We start from the raw sequence: 18,922 nt of genomic DNA, 5'->3' as shown, positions 1-18,922 counted from the left end.
GGCCGCGCCCGCCGCGCCGGTTGCCGCGACGGCGCCCGCCGCGCCGACGGCCCCGGAGGCGCCGGCCGCCCCCGCCGCCCCGACCGCGAGCGCCGCCGCCGGATCGTCCCCGCGCATCGTCATGTTCCGCAGCGACCGCGCCCGCGACGCCGCCGGCCGCACCGCCCCGATGGACCTGGAGGCGCTGCGCAATTCGGTCGCCCGGTTGCGCGAGGAAAAGTGCGGCCCGGGTCATGCCACGGTGGTTCGGCGCGAGGAGAACGGCCGCAAGCTGCTGATCGTGTGCAGCGACCGGATCGAGACCGCGGCGAACGACGCGGCGCGGCTGGCGATGCAGGCGCGCGGCGAGGCGCAGGTGATCGGCATCCACGACGCCCAGTTCGGCATGGCGATCGCGCGCAGTTCGCTGATGAGCGCGCGGCGCACGATCGCGGCGCAGACCGCGCTGAGCGAAAGCCAGCGGGCCGAGGCGCTGCGCGGGATCGACAGCGCCATTGCCCAGCTCGGCAAGAACAAGAACAAGAACGACTGACCGACCGAACGACCGGCGCCGCCCGCCGCGGCGGCGCCGCGATTGCCGTCAGGGGCGCGCAAGGGGAGCGGTCCGTTGCCCCGGCCGCTTTGCGCCCCAACCGGGACCGGCCGTTCTCCTTCGCGGCCGGTCCCACCCGTTTCCCCGTCCGGCACCCGCGCCCCGCGCACCTTGCCAAGACGGGCGCCAGCGCCCATCTGAACGCCATGACAGAGGCCCCCACCGGCGTCGCGCTCTCCCTGGAGCCGCTGGTCACTCGCGTGCTGGCACCCAATCCGTCGCCCTATACCTATACCGGCACCCAGACCTATCTGGTGGGCGTCGAGGATCTGGCGGTGATCGATCCCGGCCCGGCCGACCCCGCGCATCTGGACGCGCTCGCCGCCGCCATCGCCGGGCGGCGCGTGACCGCAATCCTGTGCACGCACACGCACCGCGACCATAGCCCGGCCGCCGCGCCGCTCGCCGCGCAGACCGGCGCGCCCGTGATCGGCTGCGCACCGCTGGCGCTCGCCGATACCGGCCCGCGCGCCGACGCGGCGTTCGACACCGATTACCGCCCCGACCGGGTGCTGGCCGACGGCGAGCGCGTGTCGGGCAGCGGCTGGACGCTGACCGCGGTGGCGACGCCGGGGCACACGTCGAACCATCTCTGCTATGCGCTCGACCCGGGCGGCGCGCTGTTCACCGGCGATCACGTCATGGGCTGGTCGACGAGCGTGGTTTCACCCCCCGACGGCGACATGGGCGCCTATATGGCCAGCCTCGAGCGGCTGATGACGCGCGACGACCGCGTCTATTACCCCGCGCATGGCGAGCCGATCGCCAGTCCGCAGCGTTTCGTGCGCGGGCTGGCCGGACACCGCAAGCAGCGCGAGGGCCAGATCCTGCGGCTGCTCGCCAAGGGCGATGCCGACATCGCGGCGATGGTGGCGCGCATGTATGTCGGGCTCGACCCGCGGCTGGTCGGCGCGGCGGGGCGTTCGGTGCTCGCGCATCTGCTCGACCTGCGCGCGCGCGGGCTGGTGGTCGAGGCGGGCGACTGCTGGCGGCGCGCGGCATGACGCGGCGCGGCTGGATCGCGATCGCCGCCGCGCTGACGGCGATGATGCTGATCGTCGCGGGCGGCGCATGGCTGGCGCGCGACGCGATCGGGCGGCTGGTGCACGGGCCGGACCCCGAGGTCGTGGCGAGCGCCAGCCTGGAAGGACTGCGCGAACAGAACCGGCTGTCGGCCTTTGCCGCGCGGTTCGTCGCCGTGGTGACGTCGCGCCAGTCGCGGTTCGGGCTGACCGCCGAACGCACGCTGATCCTGCCCGGATCGGTGCGGTACGAGGTCGACCTGGCCAAGCTGGCGCAGAACGACGTGCGCTGGAATGCGGCGCGCCACGAGCTGCGCGTGCGGCTGCCCGATGTCGAGGTGGTGGGGCCGCAGGTCGAGCTGAACAGCATGCGCCAATATGACAATGGCGGCGTGCTGATGAAGCTGACCGACATCGGCGGCGAACTGGACGCCGCCAACCGCAAGGCGGCGCAGGCCGAGCTGATGCGGCAGGCGCGCGCGCCGGTGCCGATGCGGCTGGCGCGCGAGGCGACGCGGCGCGCGATCGAGCGCAGCTTTGCGATGCCGCTGCGCGCGGCGGGGATCGAGGGCAAGGTGGTCGTCCGCTTTGCCGGCGAGCCCGAGGGCGGGCAGGACGAGCAATGGGACCGTTCGCGCTCGATCGAGCAAGTGTTCGGCAACCAGCAATAATTTGAACCTTCATCAATGATGAAGTAAAACGGTGCCGCGATTCGGTGCGCCAGGGGGTGTGCGATGGCGACGGCAGCAAATACGCGCCCCGCAACGGCGGGCGACGCGCGGTTCTTCGTGATTTCGGCAATGCTGATGGCGGCGGTGATCGTCGGCGGATTTTCGATGAATCTCGCCATGGGACGATCGAGCTTTGCGGTGCCGCTGATCTTCCATGTCCATGCCGCGTTCTTCTTTGGCTGGGTCGTCCTCTATCTGGTGCAGACGACGGCGATCGCGACGGGCGCGCTGGGGCTGCACCGCACGCTCGGCAAGGTGGCGCTGGGCTGGATCCCGGCGATGCTGGTCGCGGGCGCGCTTGTCGTCCGGCAATCGCTGACGAGCCATGGCGGGCCGCCCTTTTTCGACACGCGCGAGTTCCTGTTCGGCAATGCGGCCGGGCTCGCCTATTTCGCCGGGTTCGCGGGTGCCGCGATCGTGCTGCGGCGGCGCACCGACTGGCACCGGCGGCTGCTGTTTTGCGCGATGGCGTCGTTGACCGGGCCGGGGTTCGGGCGGTTGCTGCCCGTGCCGTTCATGATTCCGTGGGCGTGGTGGGTATCGGCGGTGCTTGCCCCCGCGCTGTTCCCGATCGCCGGGATGATCCGCGACCGGCGACGGCACGGACGCATCCATCCGGCCTGGGCCTGGGGGCTGGGCGGGCTGGTCGCGACGATGCTGATCGCCGACCTGATCGCGTTCAGCCCGGCGGGAAGCGCGATCACGCGCGCGGTGGTGGCGGGCACACCCGGCGATGACGGCGATTTCGCCCCGCATTTCCCCTGATCGCCGGCCTTGATCCGCGTCGTGCGGCGGGCCATGTGCGGGGCCAGCAAGACAGGGATCGGGATGATGGATGCACGGAACGGTATCGGCGGCGGCCTGACGGGGATCGACCTGCGCGCCGAGATCGAGCGGCTGCGCAAGGAACGCAATGCGGTGATCCTGGCGCATTATTACCAGAAGCCCGAATTGCAGGACCTGGCCGATTTCGTCGGCGACAGCCTGGACCTGAGCCGCAAGGCCGCCGAGACCGATGCCGACGTCATCGCCTTTTGCGGCGTGCGGTTCATGGCGGAGACCGCCAAGATCCTGTCGCCCGACAAGATCGTCGTGCTGCCCGACATGGATGCCGGATGCAGCCTGGAGGACAGTTGCCCGCCCGAGCAGTTCGCGGCGTTCCGCGCGCAGCACCCGGACCATATCGCGCTCACCTATATCAACTGCTCGACCGAGGTGAAGGCGCTGTCCGACGTGATCGTCACCAGTTCGTCGGCGGAGAAGATCCTGGCGCAGATCCCCGCCGACCAGAAGATCATCTTTGGCCCCGACCGCAATCTGGGCGGCTATCTGAAGCGCAAGTCGGGGCGCGACATGCTGTTGTGGCCGGGCGTGTGCATCGTCCACGAGGCGTTCAGCGAGACCGAGCTGCTGAAGCTGCGCGCCGCGCATCCGGGCGCGCCGATCGCCGCGCACCCCGAATGCCCGCCGCACATCCTGGACCATGCCGATTTCGTCGGATCGACCAAGGGCATCCTGGACTTTGCGCTGAACATCGCGGGCGACACGCTGATCGTCGCGACCGAGCCGCACATCATCCACCAGATGCAGAAGGCGTTGCCGAGCAAGACCTTCATCGGCGCGCCGGGCGCCGACGGCAACTGCAACTGCAACGTGTGCCCGTACATGGCGCTGAACACGATGGAGAAGCTGTACCTGGCGCTGCGCGACCTGACGCCGCGGATCGAGATCGAGGAAGGACTGCGGCTGCGCGCCAAGCAGAGCCTCGACCGGATGCTGGCGATGGCGAGCGGCACGGTGGGACAGGGCGACCTGGGGCCGATCGCGCCGCCCGCGCGCTGAACGCGCCTGTTCAGCGCCAGACGGGGTGGGGGAGCACCAGCGGCGAGAAGAAGTTGAGATACTGGGTGAGCCGCGGTCGCGCGCCGCGGTTGGGGCTGGCGCCGTGCGGGAGTTCGTGGCGCCAGATCACCAGATCGCCCGCCGCGCCGGGGACGGGCACGGCCTGATCGTCGAACGGCACCTCGCGCGGGGTGTCGTTGCCGGGCGCCGCAAGCCAGTCGTGGATGCGACGGTGGAAGCCGGGGACGAGGCGGAGCGCGCCCTGATCGGCGGGCGTCTCGTCGAGATAGAGGATCGCCTGCGTCCCGAACGGGATCGGCGTCGCGAGGCTGACGTCCCAGTGGAGCGGCGAGCCCATGAACGGCGTGGCGGGGCCGAGCGGCGGGTTGAAGCCCATCTGGTCGATCACGGGCCACAGATCGGCGGTGCCCCAGAGCTGGGCGAATGCCTTGCGGACGCGCAGGCTGTGGCGGGCGACGTCGAGTTCGGGGGCCTGATAGATCGGCGTCCAGATCGACTGCCAGCGCGGGCCGGACCAGCTTTGCGGATCGTCGGGCGCGGCGCCGAGATAGTCCCAGAGCAGCCGCGCGGCATCGGCGGCAGCGGCGGGTGCGATCGCACGACGCAGCACGACGAAGCCGTGCCGGTCCCAATGCGCGAGATCGTCGGCGTCGAGCGCGGGCGGGGCCGATTCGACCGCAGCGATGGCGGCGGCGGCAGCGCCGCGCGGGGGCGTGCCGTCGAGCCAGTGGTGATAGCGCGCGATCTCGGCCGGATCGGGCGTGCCGGCGGTGGCGATCACCCATGCCTCGAGCGCGGCGAGATCGGGGCGCCGGGCAAAGACGAAGCGCAGGATCTGGTGCGCGCCGACGCCGAGCAGCGAGAACAGCGTCCGGTCGGCCGTCGTCAGCCCGCCGCGCACCGCCGGATCGGCGAGCTGGCGCCGGCGGAACGATTCGAGCCCGCGCACGCCGAGGCGCGGCGAGGGAGCCGAATCGGCGGACGGCAGGTCCGGGGCGACGACGGGCGGCATCGCGCCAGCCTAATCCCGCGGCGGGCGGGAGCAAGGGGCGGCTGATCTTCGCGCGGCCTCGTCCGTTGCGCCGTGATGACCATGCCTCCCCCTGCGCTTGGCGGCTCGCTCAACTCGGCGTTGCTGCGCAATATCGAGACGCTGGCCGCGCGCCGCCACGACGAGGCGCGCCAGGCCGGGCTGCAGGCGCGGATCGCCGACCGGGTGACGCGATTCACGGGATCGATGGCGTTCGTCTATCTCCACCTGATCGGCTATGGCGTGTGGATCACCGCCAATCTGGGCTGGTTGCCGGGGGTGCCGCGCTGGGACCCGAGCTTTGTCGTGCTGGCGATGGAGGCATCGGTCGAGGCGATCTTCCTGTCGACCTTTGTCCTGATCAGCCAGAACCGGATGATGGCCGCCGCCGACCGGCGCGACGACCTGGACCTGCAGATCAACCTGCTGACCGAGCATGAGGTGACCAAGATCGCCGCGATGGTGCGCGCGATCGCCGAGCGGCTGGACGTGCCCGAGGCGAACGACGCGGCAGTGCGCGAGATCGAGCGCGACATCGCGCCCGAGGCGGTGCTCGACGTGATGGACGAGAAGCGCCCCCGGGGCTGATCGCGCGCGCGATGCTTGCCTGGCGCGGTGCATCGGCTAGAGCCGGGGCATGACCTGGACGCTCGACCGCTTCGACCTGGATGGCTTTGTTCGCGCGACGCTCGCCGAGGATATGGGCGAGGGGGGCGACATCACCGCGGCGGCGGTGATCCCCGAAGCGGCGCGCTTTGCCGGGGTGATGGAGAGCCGCGACGCGATCATCGTGGCCGGACTGCCGATCGCCGAGGCGTTTTTCCGCGCGCTCGACCCGGAGGCGGCGATCGAGCGGCTGGTCGAGGACGGCGCGGCGGTGGCGGCGGGGACGCCGCTGATGCGGCTGAACGGGCGCGCGCGGGCGATGCTGACCGCCGAGCGGTCGGCGCTCAACACGGTGCAGCACCTGTCGGGCGTGGCGACGATGACGCGCCGCTATGTCGAGGCGATCGCGGGGACGGGCGCGACGCTGCTCGATACGCGCAAGACGCTGCCCGGACTGCGCGTGCTGGAGAAATATGCGACGCGGATGGGCGGCGCGACCAACCACCGCATGGGGCTGTGGGACGCGGCGATGATCAAGGACAACCATGTCGCGGTTGCCGGATCGGTCGAGGCGGCGGTCGCGCGTGCGGTGGCGGCGGGGATTACGCGGATCATCGTCGAGGTCGACCGGATCGACCAGATCGCGCCGGCGCTGGCGGCGGGCGCGACGCACCTGCTGCTCGACAACATGGACCCGCCGATGCTGCGCGAGGCGGTGGCGCTGGTCGACGGCCGCGTGCCGACCGAGGCGTCGGGCGGGGTGCGGCTCGACACGATCCGGGCGATCGCCGAGACGGGCGTGACCTATGTGAGCGTCGGGCGGCTGACCCAGTCGGCGCCGGCGGCGGACATCGGGCTCGACTTTCGCACCGCCTGACCGGGCGGGGGCGTTCAGCGCTGGACGAGCGTGACCGTCGCGGGGTGGTGGCGATCGAGGTGGCGCTTGACCAGCCGCAGGTTGCGCGTGTTCGAGCGGAAGAAGAAGTCGGGGACCGCGCCGACGAACGGGATCATCCCGAGCAGCCAGTCGAAGCCGACATTGCCCGCCATCCGCACCATCGTGGTGCGCGGCATGCGCAGGTTGCGCGCCTCCCAGGCGATGTAGAGCCCCATCAGCGCGGCGACGCTGGGGCCGACCGCGGGGACGAAATCGAGCACGACGTCGAGGCCGACCGTCTGGCGCGTGCCGGGGATGGTGAACAGCCGTTCGAGCACGCGCTCCATCCCCTCGATCCGGCGGCGGACCGAGCCGGGATCGCGCCCGAGCGGCAGCGATTCGGCGAGGCGCCGGGGGCGCGACTTGGGGACAACCGGGCTGGTCTGAGGCACGCCGTTCACTCCGCTTCGCTGCGCAGATGGTCCAACGGATGCCAGGCGCGCACGTTCCGCTGCCAGCCGTCGAGCCCGGGCGCCACCAGCGACCAGCGCAGCGGCTGGGCGAGCGGGATGAACGCGACGTCGGCGGCGAGCGCGGCATCGGCCTCGGCGATGCGCTGGGCACGATCGGCGAGGCTTCCCGCGTCGCGGCCGGCGGCGACGCGATCGGCCGCCTCGGGCGCACAGGGCGCGCAGGCGGTCTGCACGAACCAGCGGCCGCTGTCATAGGGGGCGACCAGATCGACGAGGCGCAGGTCGGCGGGGGCGTCGAGCGCGACGCGCCGCGCGAGCACGCCGATGCGGCGAAGCGCGCCGGCGACCTGGCCCCAGAGCAGCGTCGCGCCCGGCCCGTCGGGGAGCGCGATCCGCAATTGCGGCGATTCGCCCGTCGCGGCGACCCACGCCGTCACGCGCGCCGCGGCCGTCGCGCGCCGCGTGGCGAGATCGAGCGCGGTCCAGCTCGGCCGCGCGGGCGGCGCCGCCGAATCGAGCTGCGCCGGAAGCAGCGCCTCGCTGGGCGCCCAGTCGGGTCCGAAGGCGGCCGTGAGCGCGACCCGGTCGATCGCCATGGCGACGGCGGCGCGATTGTCGGGATCGGCAAGGAACCCCTCGCGACGCACCACCGCCAGGCCGAACATCCCGATCGCGGGGTCGAGCCGGATGCGTTCGGCGTCGGGCCGGGCCGCCATCAGGATCGGCCAATCGACGAAGCTGCCCCCGAGCACGACATCGGCGCTGCCGTCGATGAAGCGGGCGATCGCGAGCGCGGCACGATCGGCGCGCAACTGCACCGGCGCCGGGCCGCGCGGGACACCGTCCTCGTCGCCGCCCGCCAGCGCCGAATCGGCGCGCAGCAACAGCGGGCCGCGCGTCCCCGCGCGCACGGGCGCCATGCGGAACGGCCCGGTGCCGCCCGCGTCGCGCGGGCGAAACAGCGCCAGTTCGGGCTGGGCGAACAGCTTGAGCAGGTCGGGGCGCGGATGCTTGAGGCGCACCTCGATCACCTCGGGCGTCATCGGCACGACCTCGTCGATCACCGCGAGGAACGGGGCGAGCGGGTTGCGGCTGCCCGGCGCGGCGGCGCGGCGCAGTTCGCGGGCGACCTCGGCGGTGGTGACGCTGCTGCCGTCGGGCCAGATCGCCGGACGCAGCCGGAAGATGTAGCTGCGCCCTTCGTCGATGACGATCCAGCGCTCGGCGAGCCCCGGTTCGATCTGGCTGGCGGCATCGAAGCGCACCAGCCCCTGTGCGGTGGCGCCGAGCAGCGCCCGCCGCGGCGCATCGAGCGGCCCGAGCGCCGGATCGGCGCGATCGAGCCCGGTGCCGATCGCGCTCACCCGCACCGGCGCATCGGCGCGTTCGTCGGCCGAGCCGCAGCCGCCGAGCAGCGCGAGGGCGGCGGCAAGCAGGGGCGCAGCGCGTGCGGCAAGGGGAAGGCGACGGAACATCAGGGCTCGCGAACGGAGACGGCCCGCCCGGTGTATGGTTCCGCGGCGCGGCTGCCAAGCCCGCCGAGTCGTACCGGCCCCCGATCGACAGAATGGGGCGGCCGGACTGGTGCGGACGGCGGGACTCGAACCCGCACGCCCCGAAGGGCAGGAGATTTTAAGTCTCCGGCGTCTACCGATTTCGCCACGTCCGCACGCCGGCCCCTGCAAGCGCATGCGCGGCAAGGCGTCAAGCCATTGCAAAGCGAAGAGAGCAGATCGACCGTTGTCGATCCGGGCCGATCGCCGCCGCGCGATCGGGCGGCGGCCGGCGTTCGCGCCGACTTCAGACGTTCAGGCGGACGCGCATTTCCTTGCCCGGCTTGAAATAGGGCACGCGCTTTGCCGCAACTTCGACCGTTTCGCCGGTGCGCGGGTTGCGGCCGACGCGCCCGTCGCGCGCCCGCGTCGAAAAGGCGCCGAAGCCGCGCAGTTCGACCCGGCCGTCCTCGGTGAGTCGCTGGGTGATCTCGTCGAAGAAGACGGTGACGATCTTCTCCACTTCGCGCATCGACAGCCCGGGGTTGTCCTGAGCCAACAGCTGCACGAGTTCCGAACGGATCATCAAAAGCCTCCTACTTCCCAAGCGGTTGTACGCGCCGCCCGGGTGTCCCGATATGCTATTTCTAGCGGTGCAGGGGGAGCTTCAACAACCCGCATATTTACTGATCTGCGCAAATATCTGGGGAAAAAGCTGTTCAGATACGAAACGGGGGGCGGCCAGTGGCCACCCCCCGCGGGAAAACCGGACCGGCCGGGGCCGGTCGCGATTCCGTTTCAGGCTCAGTTGCCCTGGCTGCGCGCCTTGAGCGCCTCGCCCAGGATGTCGCCGAGCGACGCACCCGAGTCCGACGAGCCGTACTGCGCAACGGCCTGCTTCTCTTCGGCGATCTGCATCGCCTTGATCGAGAAGGTCGGCTTCTTCGAACGATCGAAGCCGGTCACCATCGCGTCGAACTTCTGGCCGACCTGGAAACGCTCCGGACGCTGCTCGTCGCGGTCGCGGCCGAGGTCGGTGCGCTTGATGAAGCCGGTCGCGCCGTCGTCGCCGACCTGAACCTCGAGGCCCGCGTCGCGGACTTCGAGAACGGTGACGGTGACGATCGCGTTCTTGTTGAGGCGATCCGCGCCGCCCGTGGTGCCGGCAGCCGCAACGCCGCCGCGCTCGAGCTGCTTCATGCCCAGGCTGATGCGCTCCTTGTCGGGCTCAACCGCAAGCACGATCGCCTTCACATGCTCGCCCTTGCGATGCAGGTTGAGCGCGTCCTCGCCCGAGATGCCCCAGGCGATGTCCGACATGTGGACCATGCCGTCGACGTCGTTGTCCAGGCCGATGAACAGGCCGAACTCGGTCGCGTTCTTGACTTCGCCCTCGACGGTCGAACCGACGGGATGCTCTTCCGCGAACTTCTCCCACGGATTCGCCTGCGCCTGCTTGAGGCCGAGCGAGATGCGGCGCTTTTCCTGATCGACCTCGAGCACGACGACTTCGACTTCCTGCGAGGTCGACACGATCTTGCCCGGATGGACGTTCTTCTTGGTCCAGCTCATCTCCGAGACGTGGACCAGGCCTTCGATGCCCGGCTCGAGCTCGACGAACGCGCCGTATTCGGTGATGTTGGTCACGCGGCCGGTGAGCTTGGCGCCGACCGGGTACTTGACGCTCGCGCCATCCCACGGATCGCTCTCGAGCTGCTTCATGCCGAGGCTGATGCGCTGCGTCTCGCGGTTGATGCGGATGATCTGGACGCGGACGGTGTCACCGATGTTGAGCACTTCGCTCGGGTGATTGACGCGCTTGTAGCTGAGGTCGGTGACGTGCAGCAGGCCGTCGATGCCGCCCAGGTCGACGAACGCACCGTAATCGGTGATGTTCTTGACGACGCCGTCGATCACCTGGCCCTCGTGCAGCGACTGGATCAGGCCCGAACGCTGTTCGGCGCGGGTTTCCTCGAGCACCGCGCGACGCGACACGACGATGTTGCCGCGCTTGCGGTCCATCTTGAGGATCTGGAAGGGCTGCGGGATGTCCATCAGCGGGGTGACGTCGCGCACCGGACGGATATCGACCTGGCTGCCCGGCAGGAAGGCCACGGCGCCCGACAGGTCGACGGTGAAGCCGCCCTTGACGCGGCCGAAGATCACGCCTTCGACGCGGGCCGACTTGGCGAATTCGGCCTCCAGCTTGTCCCATGCGGCTTCGCGGCGGGCGCGGTCGCGGCTGAGCATCGCTTCGCCGTTCGCGTTCTCGACGCGGTCGACATAGACTTCGACTTCGTCACCGACCTTGAGGTCGGCCTTCTGGCCCGGCGCCGCGAATTCGCGCAGCGGCACGCGGCCTTCCGACTTGAGGCCGACGTCGATGACGGCCAGGTCATTTTCGATGCCGGTGACGGTGCCGATCACGACGCGGCCTTCGAAGCCGTCCGCCTGACCCAGCGTCTGATCGAGCATTGCCGCGAAATCGTCGCGGGAGGGATTTGCCGAAGTGGCCATAAGTGGTTGGTTCCTAAACGTTCGTTTTTCCGGCCAGCCGGTTGGCTCCGGCGGTCTTGAGGGCCGAAAACGCCGCGGCGGCCCCATGCCGGACGCGGCATCCGCAACCGGGCGAACGTGAGCGGCGATCCGCAGAAACGCGAAAAGGGCACGAAAGACTCGAATGCCTTCGCGCCACCGCCACGAGCACCCGCTCGTTGGACCGGCGGGCCATAGCCGAAAGTCCCTGCTTTCGCAAGGCGCGCGCCGGCGTGTGCAAGCGCGCCGCCTGCGGCGCGCGGCGGCGCGTGGATCAGCGCGCGACGGGGCGTCCGAGCGCGAAGCGCATCGTGTCGAAATCGAGCGTAAAATGATCGAAGGCGCGCAGCACGTCCTGGCCGAGCACGCCCATCTTGTCGTCGAGCGATGCGCCGGGGGCCGGGGTGGCGACCGCGATGCGATCGAGCGTGAGCGCGCGGCCGGCGATGCCGAGCGGAACCGACTTCCATTCGAGCGCGTCGCGGACGCGCACCGTGCCGCCCGCAGCGCTGCTGCGCTGCGTCGTGGCGCCGAGCCCCGCGAGCAGCGGGCGATGCGCCGCGGCGAAGCGGCTCGACAGGCTGGTGTGCGTCGCGCCGGTATCGAGATGGAGGACGGCGGAAGCGGTGCCGAACCGCGCCTCGACATACAGGTCGCTGCCCGCGCCGGTGAGGCGGGCGGCGCGGCGCGTTTCGATGTCGTCGGCGGGTTCGGCGGCGGCGTTGCCCGCAGCGAAACCGCCGTCGCGATCGAAGCGGATCCGGCCGAGCGCGCGCAGCACCGGAAAGCCGATGATCGCGTCGATGCGATAGCCGCCGGGAAGCGGGAAGCGGAGCTGGTCATCGTCCATCACCAGAAACACGACATTGGCGAGCGTCACCCCCGCGATCGTCAGCCGGTCGGCGACGCCGAGGCGGGTGGGCACCCGCGCGGCGGTGGGCGTTCCGACGCTGACCTTGCCGTCGAGCAGCCGGATGTTCAGCCGCACCGCCTCGCTTGCCGAGACGACCGAGAGATTGGCGCCGGTGTCGAGCACCGCATCGCTTGCGACGCCGTTGACGGCGATGCTGCCGCGGACGAGCCCCGCCGCGTCGCGATGCGTGGCGATGCGCGTGCCGGCGCCGTCGCGCCGCTGCTGCGCCGGAACGTCGGCCAGCGCGGCGGCGATGGCGAGCGTCTGCGCCATCGTGCCGGCCTCGTCGCCATGATGCGCGGCCGCAGGCAGCGCCTGCCACGCGCGGATCGCGGCCGCGGCATCGGCATAGTCGCCACGGGCAAAGGCCAGGTCGGCGCGGATCGACTGGGCGATCGCGCGGCGGCGCGGGTCGCGATCGGTGCGCAGCGCAGGGTCGGCGAGCGCGCGGCGCCCGCCGGCATCGTCGAGCAGCAGCGCGGCGTGCTGGGCGCGGAGCAGTGCGCGCGACGCCGGATCGCGTGCCGCCGCCAGCGCAGCCTCGATGGCCCCCAGATCGCCCGCGGCGGCGGCGTCGATCGCCGCGGCGGCATCGCCACGCGGTGCGGACCGGGTCGCGGGGGCCGCGAGCGCGGGCGTCGCCGCAGCGATTCCGGCACCGGCGATTAGCGCAACGGCAAGGAGGTGGCGGTTAAGGCGGGGCAGGGGGCAAGCGCTTGAGTCGCGAGCGTCCATCGCATAATCTCCGAATCACGATGATGAATTATCGTAATACAGTAAGAAATGGCTGTCGAATGAAGATGGTTGATCCGATCGCGCAGGGGGCGCGGCGCCTGCGGCTGGGAGCGGCGGCGGTCGGCCTGGGGCTGGGGGCGATGCTGGCGGCGGCGGTGCTGCTGCCCGGGCCGGGCGTGCATCTGGGCCCGGCGTCCTTGCCGCGCCCGGCGGCGCTGGCGCTGTCGGCGGCGGAGATCGCCGTGGTGTGGCTGGCGCTGTTCCGGCTGGCGGCGATGCTGCGCCGGATCGAGCGGGGCGAGCGGTTTTCGGCGGGCGTGACGCATGATTTTCGGCGGTTTGCCGCCTGGCTGGTCTCGGCCGCGTTCGTGCGGATCGTGATGCCGCCGGTGCTCGCGACGCTGCTCGCGCTGGCGAATGGCGGGCATGGGCGCGTCGAGCTCGGGCTGGCCGACGGCGACCTCGTCGCGCTGCTGGTGAGCGCGCTGCTCTTCTTCGTCGCGCGGCTGTTCGACGAGGCGGCGCAGTACGAACTCGACAGCCGGGCGATCATCTGAGGCGGCATGGCGATCATCGTCCGCCTCGACGTCATGCTGGCGCTGCGCAAGGTCCGGTCGAAGGACCTGGCGGCGCATGTCGGCATCACCGAATCGAACCTGTCGCTGCTCAAGTCGGGCAAGGTGCGCGGCATCCGGTTCGAGACGCTCGACCGCATCTGCGCCTATCTCGACTGCACGCCGGGCGACATCCTGGGATGGGTGCCCGACCCGCCCGGGGGCGAGGCGGACGCGCCGGCCTGACCGGGCGCTGACCGGGCGCCGTCAGCCCGCGGCTGCGGTGGCGTTGCGGCGCGATTCGACGAGCGCGATCGCGCGTTCGATCGCGGCGTCCACCGACAGGAAGCTGGTGTCGAGCGTCATCGCGTCGTCGGCAGCGCGCAGCGGCGCATCGCTGCGTTGCGTGTCGCGCTCGTCGCGGGCGCGAATGTCGGCGAGCACGCGGTCGAGGCTGGTGTCGATGCCGTTGCGGCGCAGTTCGAGGTGGCGGCGCTGTGCGCGGATCGTCGGCGTGGCCTTCACGAACAGCTTGGCGTCGGCGTCGGGGGCGATAACGGTGCCGATGTCGCGGCCGTCGAGCACCGCGCCGCCGGGCTGGCGTGCGAATTTGCGCTGCCGCGCGAGCAGCGCCGCGCGAACCAGCGGATGCGCCGAGACGACCGACGCGGTCTTGCCCACCGTATCGGTGCGCAGCCACGGATCGTCGAGCAGCGCCTCGTCAAAGCCGCAGGCGGCGACGGCATCGGCCTCGCGCAACGGGTCGAGCCCCTCGCGCAGCACCGTCGCGGCGACGGCGCGATAGAGCAGGCCGGTATCGAGATGCGGCAGGCCGTAATGGCGGGCAAGCGCGCGGGCGATGGTGCCCTTGCCCGAAGCGGCGGGTCCGTCGACGGCGATGATCATGGCGGGACAACAGGCCTATTGCGCGATCGCGTCAAGCGTCGCGAAGAAATCGGGATAGCTGGTGGCGACGGGCGCGACATCGTCGATGGCGATCGGCCGGGCCGCGGCCAGCCCCGCGACGACCATGCTCATCGCGATGCGGTGATCGAGCCGGGTCGCGACGGTGCCGCCGCCGGGGATCGGCGCGCCCGCCGAACCGGTGATCGCGAGGCCGTCTTCAAACTCCTCGACCGCGACGCCGTTGGCGGCCAGCGCGTCGCGCATCGCCGCGATCCGGTCCGATTCCTTGACGCGCAGCTCGTGCGCGCCGCGCGCGACGGTGCGTCCCTCGGCCAGCGCGGCGGCGACGAACAGCACGGGATATTCGTCGATCATGCTCGGCGCCAGATCGGCGGGCACGGTGATCGCGCGCAGCGGCGCATGGCGGACGCGCAGGTCGGCGACCGGCTCGCCCCCGACGATGCGCGCATCCGTCTCGACAATGTCGGCCCCCATCAGCCGCAGCGCGGTGACGAGGCCGGTACGCGTCGGGTTCATGCAGACGTTGCGCACCACGATGTCGGCGCCGGGGACGATCGATGCCGCCACCAGCCAGAAACCCGCCGAGGAGGGGTCGCCGGGCACGACGATGTCCTGCGCGTGCAGTTCGGCCTCGCCGCGGAGCTCGATCCGCCGCCCCTCGGGCGTTTCGGTGACGGTGATGTCCGCGCCGAACCCGCGCAGCATCCGCTCGCTGTGGTCGCGCGTGGGAACGGGCTCGATCACGCAGGTGACGCCCGGCGTGTTGAGCCCGGCGAGCAGGATCGCCGACTTGACCTGTGCCGAGGCGACCGGGAGCGTGTATTCGATGGGAACCGCCGGGCACAGGCCGCGCACCATCAGCGGCAGCCGCTCGCCCGGGCTGGCGGTGATCGTCGCCCCCATCCGGGACAGCGGCGCGATCACGCGCGCCATCGGCCGCGACGACAGCGACGCATCGCCGGTGAAGGTGGCGGTGATCGGATGGCTGGCGACCAGCCCCATCAGCAGCCGGGTCGAGGTGCCCGAATTGCCCATCTCAAGCGCCTGTTGCGGCTGAAGCAGCCCGCCGACACCGACGCCGTGGACATGCCAGCGCCCGTCATCGGCGCGTTCGACCGTCGCGCCCATCGCGCGCATCGCCGCCGCCGTGGCGAGCACGTCCTCGCCCTCGAGCAGCCCCGAGATCCGGCTTTCGCCGACCGCCAGCGCCGCGAACATCAGCGCGCGGTGGCTGATCGACTTGTCGCCGGGAACGGTGATGGAGCCGGAAAGCGGGCCGCGCGGTGCGGCGTGATAAGGGCGGGGGAGGGCATTCGACATGGCGCCGGCTTTGACAGGCGGCTTGCGCTATGGCAAGGCGCGGCCCACTTTGCCGGGATCAATCCCGTTTTCCACAGAGTTTGAAAGGCAAGAGGCGGCACATGGTGAAGCCCGAATGGGGCACGAAGCGTACGTGTCCGAAGTGCGGAACGCGTTTCTACGACCTCCAGAAAGACGAGCCCGTCACCTGCATCAACTGCTCGTTCTCGTGGGAGCCTGAGCCGATCCTGAAGTCCAAGCAGCCGCTGCCGTTCGAGGCGGCCAAGACCGACGGCGAGAAGCCCGAGGTCGAGGATGCGGATCTGGGCGATGAGGATCTGGACATCGTCGCCGACGATGAAGAGCCTTCGGCCGACGACGATGTCGACCTGGGCGGCGACGACGACCTGGGTGTCGAGACGAGCGGCGACGAAGACGAACATTGATCGTTTGACGCGGGGTGCCGGCAGGTCCGGTGCCCCGCCGTCGCATTGCGGGAGGGCGATGCGACGTTCACGACCCCGGTTATCCACAGCTTTGCAGTGGTTTTTTCGGGGTTTTGGAAAAAATGGCAAATTACCCCTTGCCAACCCTCCGGCGGCTTTGTAGAGGCCGCCTCCTTCCCGGGGTGTGGGGCCGTAGCTCAGCTGGGAGAGCGTCGCAATGGCATTGCGAAGGTCAGGGGTTCGATCCCCCTCGGCTCCACCATTCCACCGAAAAATTTGATCTAGAATCAACCCCTTAGGGGGAAGGCCAGTTCCTGGTCCCTCAAATCCGTCCCTCAGTGAGCTAAGCTGGACTGAGCTGCAGCGAGACGGTCTCCGAATCTCTCCCAGACCCGCTCATGCGCTCCAAAGCCTGCGCGGCGCGCAGACGACTGACCCATTTTGCGCTCTCCTTGCTCGATCGCGCCGGGCGTTCTATCATTGTTCCTCGTTGATCGCGGGGGGTGCATGGCCGAGTTAGTCTATGACGCGGATGCGCTTCCGTCTGGCGAACTCGTGTTCGCATTGCATGTCGGCATCGATCAACATTCGCGGGCGATACTCGCGGATTTGACCATGGATCTCGTCGCGCCGGTGGATCGGTCGCTGCTGAAGCCGATGGTCTTCACCGGGTTTGAGCACCGAGCATCCGAGGTGCTGGCCCGAGCGCAACAGCGCGCCGCCGAGGCCGGCGTGCGGCGCATCCTCGTCGTCGATCCGCACGGTCTCCTGAGGATGGCCGGCTCGGCGCGCCCCTACAGACGGTGATGGCCCGCCATGTCTGATGGTCACGCGACCTTAGAGCTCAACCGCGGCGGGCGCTTCATGCACCCCCGCAACTGGCAGGATTTCGAGCTTCTGGCTCGGGATCTTTTCGCTGAAATTCTTGGCGACCCCTTTGTCGATCTCAATGGCCGAAACGGCCAACCCCAGGCCGGCGTCGATGTTTGGGGCGTCGATCAAAAGACCGGACAGAGTGTTGGCGCACAATGCAAGGGGAGGTCGGACGCCCATTGGACGCCGAACTCTCGCCTGAGCGCGGATGAGTTTCGCGCGGAAGTCGTGCGAGCCAAAACGTTCGTGCCGCCGCTCGACACTTTCGTGATGCTTACAACCGGCCCAAATGATGTCGAGCTCAAGCAACTTGCCCGCGAGTTGAGTGATGCCAACAAGGCTGAAGGCCTGTTCTCGGTGAAATTCCACGGCTGGGACTGGATCGAGGGGCTGCTGGCCCGCAATACAGACCTGGCTGCAAGTTACGGACTCGCTGCGCTAGTCCGCGCGACGCCTGATTCTGCCATCGAAATGGAGATCGGGCAGCGTCTTGCGCATGCCCTTGAGTTGATCAATGCGAACCGCCATTCCGACGATCGCATTACCCTCCAACACCTGGCTCGGCTCGCTGGCCACGGGAATTGGCGGCGACTCGAGCAGATTGTCCAAGGGCACGCTGAAACAGATGAAACCGAACTGGAAGGTCTAGCCGGGCTGCTCGCGATCAGTCCCTTGTGGCTGATCGAAGGAAAGGGCGCGCCGTTCTGCGTTGATCCGGACGGATTTCGAACCCAGGTCGAGGAAATCCATGCGGCGATCACGGCGTTGGCGCCCGAACGGATCTTCTTTGTCCGCCAGAGCGATGAGAGCGAGTATGCGCATTGTGCCTTGATCGTCCTACAGCTTGATGATCTGCGCTGGCACGTCCTTCGCAATACCTATCCGGTCTGCGAAAAGGTCGGCGCGGGTGGGCGGCATGACATGCTCGAACTCTGCCGGTTGATACGGCGTCTCGATCATGCCGATGTCGATGAGCGCTTCTACCTTTTCGGCAATCACCTCGGCAGCTCTGATTTCGAGCGACTCCTCGAGGGAGAGGTCTATCCAGGTGCCGTGCTTGACCTGTTCCACAACGACCGATGGTGGGAGGGGTTCTCGACGTTGCGGCTGGATTGGTGCAGCGGCGACGACGCACATTGGATATCGCTGCGCAAAGCGGTCGTGACGGTCGGCCACCAGCTGGCGCGTGCCCGAATCAGCGCTCAGTCTAGCGCGAGTTGGCGCAAGGCACTGACCTGGGGCAAATTTCGTTTGAAGGCGCCTGCGCGCAAGGAAGAGGGGGAGCCGTGGCCCTGAGCCACGAGAATCGGGGGCAGCATGTACAAGGATCTGCTGGAGATTGCTTCGGCCTGGGCGTCAATTCTGACCGCCGCGGTCGCCACCATCGCCTATGCTCGCTACTGGTATGGCCAGCGCAAGCGCATCCGCGTCCTGGAAGACTATTTGCGCGAGGAGAAGGACCGTGACGTCGACGAGGGGCGGCGCAGTATCACGCACCTCATGGCCGCCCTTTCTATGACCGAGGTTGAGGTCCAGCACGCTGGCTTTCAGAGCAGCCTGGTCCGATCCGTGCCAGGCAATGACGAGCGCGGCCGGGCGGTGATGATCTATTTCGAATATTGCGGCGCGGACCTTCCGCCGCCCGGCAAGTTCTGAATTCGGGACCGTCTGGACACGGTCGCGCGGGCGGCCGAAATGTCTGGCGAAAGGACACGCGCTTGAGTTTCATCGACGAGCTTTTTGAGAGTGGTGGTAATTTCGTCATAAAGCGGACTGACGGCGGGGCTTCGCTTGCGCCCGCGAGCGACAGGGACGCCGATCTGGAGTCCTTCCAGCACACCGTTCGCCGCGTACGGGCGCATGCCGGCGAAGGATACAGGGTCCATCTCGAACATGTTGTTTCGGACCGCCCGGGCGGGCTGGTTGATCTTCTGATACTTGCAATCGAATAGG

21 protein-coding genes, 2 tRNA genes and 1 pseudogene are annotated in these 18,922 nt (G+C 69.5%); 15 read left to right on the top strand and 9 right to left on the bottom strand.

Features of this window, described 5'->3' with window-relative positions; translation table 11 throughout:
* The 5 genes and pseudogenes from ACT3CF_RS16805 to nadA form a co-directional block, all read left to right on the top strand.
* Window positions 1-532 (top strand): annotated as a pseudogene (locus ACT3CF_RS16805) (hypothetical protein); the annotation flags it as partial.
* 206 nt (window positions 533-738) lie between these two features.
* Entirely contained in the window at window positions 739-1,596 is an 858-nt protein-coding gene (locus tag ACT3CF_RS16800; RefSeq protein ID WP_478424725.1) for an MBL fold metallo-hydrolase, read from the top strand.
* Entirely contained in the window at window positions 1,593-2,285 is a 693-nt protein-coding gene (locus ACT3CF_RS16795) for a DUF4230 domain-containing protein (protein ID WP_478424724.1), read from the top strand. The genes ACT3CF_RS16800 and ACT3CF_RS16795 overlap by 4 nt, the downstream gene beginning before the upstream one ends.
* A gap of 63 nt (window positions 2,286-2,348) precedes the next feature.
* The gene (locus tag ACT3CF_RS16790; protein WP_478424723.1) at window positions 2,349-3,110 is read left to right on the top strand and encodes a hypothetical protein; all 762 of its coding nucleotides are present in this window, start codon (window positions 2,349-2,351) and stop codon (window positions 3,108-3,110) included.
* A 66-nt stretch (window positions 3,111-3,176) separates the two neighbouring features.
* Window positions 3,177-4,187 (top strand): quinolinate synthase NadA, encoded by a 1,011-nt coding sequence (nadA, locus tag ACT3CF_RS16785; protein WP_478424721.1) that lies wholly within the window; start codon window positions 3,177-3,179, stop codon window positions 4,185-4,187.
* 10 nt (window positions 4,188-4,197) lie between these two features.
* Here nadA and ACT3CF_RS16780 read toward each other — a convergent pair whose 3' ends face one another.
* Window positions 4,198-5,220 (bottom strand): phytanoyl-CoA dioxygenase family protein, encoded by a 1,023-nt coding sequence (locus ACT3CF_RS16780; protein ID WP_478424720.1) that lies wholly within the window; start codon window positions 5,218-5,220, stop codon window positions 4,198-4,200.
* A gap of 75 nt (window positions 5,221-5,295) precedes the next feature.
* Here ACT3CF_RS16780 and ACT3CF_RS16775 point away from each other — a divergent pair, with 75 nt between their 5' ends.
* On the top strand, window positions 5,296-5,826 hold the full coding sequence (locus ACT3CF_RS16775; protein WP_478424718.1) for a DUF1003 domain-containing protein: 531 nt from the start codon (window positions 5,296-5,298) through the stop codon (window positions 5,824-5,826).
* Window positions 5,827-5,875: 49 nt separating this feature from the next.
* Window positions 5,876-6,721: a carboxylating nicotinate-nucleotide diphosphorylase gene (nadC, locus tag ACT3CF_RS16770; protein WP_478424717.1), complete on the top strand. Its 846-nt coding sequence runs from the start codon at window positions 5,876-5,878 to the stop codon at window positions 6,719-6,721.
* A 14-nt stretch (window positions 6,722-6,735) separates the two neighbouring features.
* Here the strand turns inward: nadC and ACT3CF_RS16765 are convergent, their stop codons facing one another.
* From ACT3CF_RS16765 to ACT3CF_RS16740, 6 genes are all read right to left on the bottom strand, one after another.
* Window positions 6,736-7,182, bottom strand: a complete 447-nt coding sequence (locus tag ACT3CF_RS16765) for a DUF4112 domain-containing protein (protein WP_478424716.1) — start codon at window positions 7,180-7,182, stop codon at window positions 6,736-6,738.
* Complete coding sequence (locus ACT3CF_RS16760; RefSeq protein ID WP_478424714.1) at window positions 7,179-8,669, bottom strand: ABC transporter substrate-binding protein; 1,491 nt, start codon at window positions 8,667-8,669, stop codon at window positions 7,179-7,181. Before ACT3CF_RS16760 ends, ACT3CF_RS16765 begins: the two co-directional genes overlap by 4 nt.
* A gap of 107 nt (window positions 8,670-8,776) precedes the next feature.
* Window positions 8,777-8,863, bottom strand: a tRNA-Leu gene (locus ACT3CF_RS16755).
* A 131-nt stretch (window positions 8,864-8,994) separates the two neighbouring features.
* The gene (locus tag ACT3CF_RS16750) at window positions 8,995-9,273 is read right to left on the bottom strand and encodes an integration host factor subunit beta (protein ID WP_478424712.1); all 279 of its coding nucleotides are present in this window, start codon (window positions 9,271-9,273) and stop codon (window positions 8,995-8,997) included.
* A gap of 218 nt (window positions 9,274-9,491) precedes the next feature.
* Window positions 9,492-11,204, bottom strand: coding sequence for a 30S ribosomal protein S1 (gene rpsA / locus ACT3CF_RS16745; RefSeq protein WP_478424711.1), 1,713 nt, complete (start codon window positions 11,202-11,204; stop codon window positions 9,492-9,494).
* A 292-nt stretch (window positions 11,205-11,496) separates the two neighbouring features.
* Window positions 11,497-12,870 carry an aspartyl protease family protein gene (locus ACT3CF_RS16740; protein WP_478424709.1) on the bottom strand — a complete coding sequence of 458 codons (1,374 nt, stop codon included), beginning with the start codon at window positions 12,868-12,870 and terminating at the stop codon, window positions 11,497-11,499.
* A gap of 59 nt (window positions 12,871-12,929) precedes the next feature.
* Between ACT3CF_RS16740 and ACT3CF_RS16735 the strand changes: the two genes are divergently transcribed.
* Window positions 12,930-13,427 (top strand): hypothetical protein, encoded by a 498-nt coding sequence (locus ACT3CF_RS16735; RefSeq protein WP_478424708.1) that lies wholly within the window; start codon window positions 12,930-12,932, stop codon window positions 13,425-13,427.
* A gap of 6 nt (window positions 13,428-13,433) precedes the next feature.
* Window positions 13,434-13,670, top strand: coding sequence for a helix-turn-helix domain-containing protein (locus tag ACT3CF_RS16730; protein ID WP_478424706.1), 237 nt, complete (start codon window positions 13,434-13,436; stop codon window positions 13,668-13,670).
* 21 nt (window positions 13,671-13,691) lie between these two features.
* Here the strand turns inward: ACT3CF_RS16730 and ACT3CF_RS16725 are convergent, their stop codons facing one another.
* Complete coding sequence (locus ACT3CF_RS16725; protein WP_478424704.1) at window positions 13,692-14,330, bottom strand: (d)CMP kinase; 639 nt, start codon at window positions 14,328-14,330, stop codon at window positions 13,692-13,694.
* A gap of 15 nt (window positions 14,331-14,345) precedes the next feature.
* Window positions 14,346-15,671, bottom strand: a complete 1,326-nt coding sequence (gene aroA / locus ACT3CF_RS16720; RefSeq protein WP_478424702.1) for a 3-phosphoshikimate 1-carboxyvinyltransferase — start codon at window positions 15,669-15,671, stop codon at window positions 14,346-14,348.
* 101 nt (window positions 15,672-15,772) lie between these two features.
* Here aroA and ACT3CF_RS16715 point away from each other — a divergent pair, with 101 nt between their 5' ends.
* From ACT3CF_RS16715 to ACT3CF_RS16690, 6 genes are all read left to right on the top strand, one after another.
* Window positions 15,773-16,096: a TIGR02300 family protein gene (locus tag ACT3CF_RS16715; RefSeq protein WP_478424701.1), complete on the top strand. Its 324-nt coding sequence runs from the start codon at window positions 15,773-15,775 to the stop codon at window positions 16,094-16,096.
* Between the two features lie 186 nt (window positions 16,097-16,282).
* A tRNA-Ala gene (locus ACT3CF_RS16710) sits at window positions 16,283-16,358 on the top strand.
* Window positions 16,359-16,603: 245 nt separating this feature from the next.
* Window positions 16,604-16,903, top strand: a complete 300-nt coding sequence (locus tag ACT3CF_RS16705; protein ID WP_478424699.1) for a hypothetical protein — start codon at window positions 16,604-16,606, stop codon at window positions 16,901-16,903.
* Between the two features lie 9 nt (window positions 16,904-16,912).
* Entirely contained in the window at window positions 16,913-18,265 is a 1,353-nt protein-coding gene (locus ACT3CF_RS16700; protein WP_478424697.1) for a hypothetical protein, read from the top strand.
* A 21-nt stretch (window positions 18,266-18,286) separates the two neighbouring features.
* Window positions 18,287-18,625, top strand: coding sequence for a hypothetical protein (locus ACT3CF_RS16695; RefSeq protein ID WP_478424695.1), 339 nt, complete (start codon window positions 18,287-18,289; stop codon window positions 18,623-18,625).
* Between the two features lie 62 nt (window positions 18,626-18,687).
* Window positions 18,688-18,921: a hypothetical protein gene (locus ACT3CF_RS16690; RefSeq protein ID WP_478424694.1), complete on the top strand. Its 234-nt coding sequence runs from the start codon at window positions 18,688-18,690 to the stop codon at window positions 18,919-18,921.
* The last annotated feature ends 1 nt before the right edge of the window (window position 18,922 follow it).

This window comes from Sphingomonas chlorellae, from assembly GCF_056485145.1.
The sequence above is the reverse complement of the archived record's forward strand: the minus strand, read 5'-3'. Positions and strand labels throughout refer to the sequence as shown.